Origin of the sequence: Stenotrophomonas sp. 2YAF22 (genome assembly GCF_052114665.1) — a bacterium.
Taxonomy (GTDB): Bacteria; Pseudomonadota; Gammaproteobacteria; order Xanthomonadales; family Xanthomonadaceae; genus Stenotrophomonas; species Stenotrophomonas indicatrix.
In genome coordinates, this window is record NZ_JBFRFE010000326.1 from 1 (window position 1) to 4756 (window position 4756).

Genomic DNA, 4756 nt, shown 5'->3' on the forward strand with positions numbered 1-4756 from the left:
CTGCTGGAAGGCATGGCCCATGTGCAGGGTGCCGGTCACGTTCGGCGGCGGCAGCAGGATGGTGTACGGCTCGCCCTTGCCGGACGGCTTGAAATGGCCGGCCTTCTCCCAGGCCTCGTAGAGGTCGGTCTCGAAGGACTTCGGGTCGTAGCTGGAGGCGAGTTGGGTCATGCGGGGGAACCAGTCATCAAGGCGGGAAGGGAGATCAGCGCGACCCGAGGGTGCGCCGGATCTTCTGGTCGGTGTGGTACTGGCTGACCGAATAGGCAGCCCAGATGGCGGCGGGCAGCCAGCCGATCAGGGTGATCTGCAGGATCAGGCAGACGATGCCGGCAATCGGCCGGCCGATGGTGAAAAAGGACAGCCAGGGAAGAATCAGGGCGATCAGCAGGCGCATCAAGGGGTCCTCGCAGGGCTTACATGTCGTGCTTGTTCAGGTCGTAACCGGCGGTCTTGTACTGGCGCCAGCGCTCGCGCAGCGGTTCGCGCGCTTCCGGATCGGCCGGGACCACTTCCAGCACGCGCTCGCACTGGCCCAGCCAGGGTTCGTCGCGCAGGTTGATCACCAGCGGCCGCACGGGCGCCTCGCCACCGGGCGGGGCGATCAGTACCAGGGCTTCTTCCTCGTCCACGTCCTCACCCACGATCTGGTGCGGAATGTAGGCATCGTCGTCGAACGACCAGAGAAGTTCGTCAAGTTCTTCGGCCTGGGCCTGGTCGCGGGCGAGGACCAGGGTGAACAACCCGGCGTCGTTGGCCTTGCGCGCCAGCTCGCAGACCAGGCGCAACGGCTCGGTCAGGAAACGGGGCTTGGCGATCAGGTAGAAGTCGGCGCGGGGCATGGCGGCATCCAGGTGAGGCAGGTGCCGATCCATGCCGGGTGGCGGCTGGACCGGCGAGGCCCCGGCCGGCGGTTGCCGGCCAGGGTCAGGGACAGCGTCAGGCGCGGGCGACCTGGTCCAGCAACCACTGGCTCAGCAGGCCGACCGGACGGCCGGTGGCCATGCCACGCTTGCCTTCATCGCTGGCCACGCCAGCGATGTCCAGATGGGCCCAGCGCTGGCCTTCGGCGAAGCGCGACAGGAAGCAGCCAGCGGTGATGGCACCGGCCCAGCGGCCGCCGATGTTGTAGACGTCGGCGAAGCTGGAATCCAGCATCGGCTGGTACTCGTCCCACAGCGGCAGGCGCCAGGCGCGGTCGAAGACCTGCTCGCCAGCAGCCAGCAGCTCGTTGGCCAGGTCGTCGTGCTTGCTCATCAGGCCTGCGGTCTGGTGGCCGAGGGCGACCATGCAGGCACCGGTCAGGGTGGCCACATCGACCAGCGCCTGCGGCTCGAAGCGCTGCGCGTAGGTCAGTGCGTCGCACAGGATCAGGCGGCCTTCGGCGTCGGTGTTGCCCACTTCGATGGTCTTGCCCGACATCGAGGTGATGACGTCGGACGGGCGGTAGGCATTGCCGTCGATGGCGTTTTCCACCGCCGGCACCACCACGACAAGGTTCAACGGCAGCTTGGCCTTGACCGCAGCGACGAAGGTGCCGATGACGTTGGCGCCACCGCACATGTCGTACTTCATCTCTTCGATGCCGCCCTGGGTCTTCAGGTTGACGCCACCGGTATCGAAGGTGATGCCCTTGCCGACCAGCACGTAGGGCTTGGCGTCGCCGCCATTGCTCCACTTCAGCACGACCAGGCGCGGGCGGTTGGCCGAGCCACGGGCCACGGCCAGCAGCGAGCCCATGCCCAGCGCTTCCATCTGGGTCTCGTCGAGGATTTCCGCTTCGGCACCGTCATGCTCGCCGGCGAATTTCACGCCCACTTCAGCCAGATAGGCCGGGGTGCAGTAGTTCGGCGGCAGGTTGCCCAGCTCGCGGGCGAACTCGACACCGGCGGCGATGGCCTGGCCCTGGGCCAGGGCCAGGGCCTGCGCGTCATCACCGGCGATGGCCAGCTGGGCCAGGCCGGCATCGTCGGCCTTCTTCTTGCCCAGGGTGGCGGTGTAGCGGTAGGCCGCGTGGTCGGCGGCGATCACCGCCTGGCGGATCGCCCAGGCCGCGTCGCGGTCCTTCACTGCCACTTCGGACAGGGTGAACAGTGCGCTGCGGGCAGCGCCGGCCTTCAGCGCGCGCACGGCATCGCCGACTGCCTTCAGGTACTGCGGCACGCCGAAGCGGGCGGCATCGCCGAGGCCGACCACCAGCACGCGCGGGGCGGTCACGCCCGGCAGGTCGTGCAGCAGGGTGGTGGCGCCGGTCTTGCCGGACAGGTCGCCGCGCTGGGCCAGGGCGGCCAGGCGGCCACCGCTTGCAGCATCCAGTGCCTGCGCGGACGCAGTCAGGGTATGGTCGGCATAGGCGCCGACGACGAGGCAGTCAACGGCGGCCGAAGCCGCAGCGAGGTGGTTCAGGGTGAATTCGAGAGCCATTGAGCAGATTCCATTGGCAAGTCCGTACAATCGCGGACCGTTTACGCCCAGACGCTAGACTGGGCGGCACCGCGAACGAACCTGAGAGTTTAAACCACCGCCCCATGTTGAAGCTCGACCGCTATCTATTGGGCGATTTCGTCCAGAGTTTCCTGGCTACCCTGATCGTCCTGCTGGTGGTCAGCGTGGGCGGCGTGCTGGTGGACATCCTCGGCAACATCGCCGACGGGCGGCTGCCGGCCAAGCTGCTGTTCTCGCAGCTGGGCCTGCAGTTCATCGTCTACATGCCGCTGATCCTGCCGCTGGCACTGATGCTGGGCCTGCTGCTGGCCATCGCCCGCCTCTACCGCGACTCGGAAATGGCGGTCATCACCGCCATCGGCGTCGGCCCCCGGCGCCTGCTCAAGCCCTTGCTGATGTTGGTGCTGCCGGTGATCGCGGTGGTCGGCGCCTGCTCGCTGTGGCTCGGCCCCTGGGCCGGGCGCACCGCCGAACAGATGGTCCAGGACGCCAACCGCAGCGTGCTGATGGCCGGCCTGGAGCCGGGCCGGTTCACCCCGCTGCCCAATGGTGGCGTGGTCTATGTCGCCTCGATCTCGCCCGATGGCAGCCAGCTGGGCCGGGTGTTCCTGCAGCGGCAGAAGGAGGATCGCCTTGAAGTGGTGTCCGCCGCCAGCGGCCGCATGTACTTCGAAGGCGCCCGCCAGCGCTTCCTCGAACTGGATGATGGCCACCAGCTGGAAGGGCCGGTGGCCGGTGCACTGGATTACCGCCTGGCGACCTTCGCCCGCAACGACGTGGCGCTGCCCGACGGCAGTGAAGCGCGCAAGAGTGATGACCCCGAACTGATGCCGACCACCGCGTTGTTCGGTGACAAGCGCCCCGAGGCCCAGGCACAGCTGCACCGTCGCCTGGCGCCGCCGCTGATCGCGCTGGCCTTTGCCCTGCTGACCGTGCCACTGGGACGCAGTTCGCCGCGCCAGCAGCGCTATGGGCGGATGATGCTGGCCCTGATGGCCTACATGGTCGGTACCAACCTGATGTTCATCGGCAGTGGCTGGATCGCCAATGGTCAGATTCCGCCGGCGCTTGGCCTGTGGTGGCTGACCCTGCCGCTGCTGGCACTGGCGATCTGGATGTACGCGCGTGACGGCCGCATGGCCCGCCCGAAGGGAGCCCGCGCATGATGCTGCGACCGATGCGTTTCGATCTGTACCTGGGCCGGGCAGTGCTGGGTACCGTGCTGCTGACCTGGGCGGTGCTGGTGGGCCTGGACGTGCTGATGGCCTTCTCCGGTGAGTTCAAGGACATCGGCAAGAACGGCTATTCGCTGGGCCATGCTGCCGCCTGGGTGCTGTACACCGTGCCGCGCCGGGCCTACACGATGTTCCCGACCGCGGCGGTGATCGGCGCGCTGATGGGCCTGGGCCAGCTGGCCGCAACCTCGGAGCTGACCGCGCTGCGCGCGCTGGGCCTGTCGCGCAAGCGCCTGAGCGTGTCGGTGGCGATCGCCTTGTCGCTGTTGACCGGGCTGATGGTGATCAGCGCCGAGACCCTGGGGCCGTGGGGCCAGAACCGCGCCGATTCGCTGAAGATGAGTGCCAAGTGGGGCACCGACATGGCGGTGGCGCGTTACTCCGGCTTGTGGGCGCGCGAAGGTGACACGTTCCTCAATGCACAGAGTGGCGAAGAACAGCTGGTCGGCGACAAGGGCACCCGGCTGATTCTGCGTGACGTGCGCCTGTACAAGATCGACGAAGAGGGTCGGATCGGTACGCTGACCCATGCGGCCACCGCCGAGCATGACAAGGATGGCTGGGTATTGACCGGCGTGCGCCGTGACACCTTCGGCGAGCGCTCGGCGACGCGCCAGGAAGCGGCCCGTGAGCCGTGGAATTCCAAGCTGGACGCCGGCGCCCTGGCCACCGGCATCGCCAAGCCGCGCAACCTCAGCGTGTCCGAGCTGAGCACCAGCATCGCCTACCGCGAGCGCAACGGGCTGGACGCACGCGACTACGAGGATGTGTACTGGAGCCGCTGGTTCTATCCATTGAATGTGCTGGCGCTGTGCCTGGCGGCGGTGCCGTTCGCGTTCGGTTCGCTGCGCAGTGGTGGCATGGGCAAGCGCCTGTTCCTGGGCATCCTGTTCGCGCTGGCGTTCTGGCTGCTGCAGCTGTTCTTCGGCCGCATGGCCGGTGCGCTGAAGTTCGACTACCGCATTGCCTACGCGCTGCCGCCGATCGTGATGTTGGCCGTGTCCGGGTTGTTGTTCCGGCGCAAATCGGGCTGATTCCGATAGCGCCGGGCCATGCCCGGCGAAGGTGTGCGATTT

At 67.6% G+C, this 4756-nt stretch carries 6 protein-coding genes; 2 read left to right on the forward strand and 4 right to left on the reverse strand.

Annotation, left to right across the window (positions count from 1 at the left end; genetic code table 11):
• The 4 genes from AB4Y84_RS13495 to AB4Y84_RS13510 form a co-directional block, all read right to left on the reverse strand.
• On the reverse strand, nucleotides 1-171 hold a 171-nt coding region (locus AB4Y84_RS13495; RefSeq protein WP_442250275.1), incomplete at its 3' end, for a class I tRNA ligase family protein.
• Between the two features lie 34 nt (nucleotides 172-205).
• Nucleotides 206-397 carry a YqaE/Pmp3 family membrane protein gene (locus AB4Y84_RS13500; protein WP_033830305.1) on the reverse strand — a complete coding sequence of 64 codons (192 nt, stop codon included), beginning with the start codon at nucleotides 395-397 and terminating at the stop codon, nucleotides 206-208.
• 19 nt (nucleotides 398-416) lie between these two features.
• Nucleotides 417-842: a DNA polymerase III subunit chi gene (locus AB4Y84_RS13505; protein WP_025879359.1), complete on the reverse strand. Its 426-nt coding sequence runs from the start codon at nucleotides 840-842 to the stop codon at nucleotides 417-419.
• Nucleotides 843-939: 97 nt separating this feature from the next.
• On the reverse strand, nucleotides 940-2424 hold the full coding sequence (locus AB4Y84_RS13510) for a leucyl aminopeptidase (RefSeq protein WP_363729731.1): 1485 nt from the start codon (nucleotides 2422-2424) through the stop codon (nucleotides 940-942).
• Between the two features lie 104 nt (nucleotides 2425-2528).
• Here AB4Y84_RS13510 and lptF point away from each other — a divergent pair, with 104 nt between their 5' ends.
• Together lptF and lptG are read left to right on the forward strand one after the other, a co-directional pair.
• Nucleotides 2529-3611 (forward strand): LPS export ABC transporter permease LptF, encoded by a 1083-nt coding sequence (gene lptF, locus AB4Y84_RS13515; RefSeq protein ID WP_442245014.1) that lies wholly within the window; start codon nucleotides 2529-2531, stop codon nucleotides 3609-3611.
• Nucleotides 3608-4714 carry an LPS export ABC transporter permease LptG gene (gene lptG / locus AB4Y84_RS13520; RefSeq protein WP_025879356.1) on the forward strand — a complete coding sequence of 369 codons (1107 nt, stop codon included), beginning with the start codon at nucleotides 3608-3610 and terminating at the stop codon, nucleotides 4712-4714. The genes lptF and lptG overlap by 4 nt, the downstream gene beginning before the upstream one ends.
• Nucleotides 4715-4756: the final 42 nt, after the last annotated feature.

What these genes read in the sequence shown, in the direction of transcription:
- lptG (WP_025879356.1), top strand. Translation starts at nt 3,608, where the DNA reads ATGATGCTGCGACCGATGCGTTTCGATCTGTACCTGGGCCGGGCAGTG.
- lptF (WP_442245014.1), top strand. Translation starts at nt 2,529, where the DNA reads ATGTTGAAGCTCGACCGCTATCTATTGGGCGATTTCGTCCAGAGTTTC.
- AB4Y84_RS13510 (WP_363729731.1), bottom strand. Translation starts at nt 2,424, where the DNA reads ATGGCTCTCGAATTCACCCTGAACCACCTCGCTGCGGCTTCGGCCGCC.
- AB4Y84_RS13505 (WP_025879359.1), bottom strand. Translation starts at nt 842, where the DNA reads ATGCCCCGCGCCGACTTCTACCTGATCGCCAAGCCCCGTTTCCTGACC.
- AB4Y84_RS13500 (WP_033830305.1), bottom strand. Translation starts at nt 397, where the DNA reads ATGCGCCTGCTGATCGCCCTGATTCTTCCCTGGCTGTCCTTTTTCACC.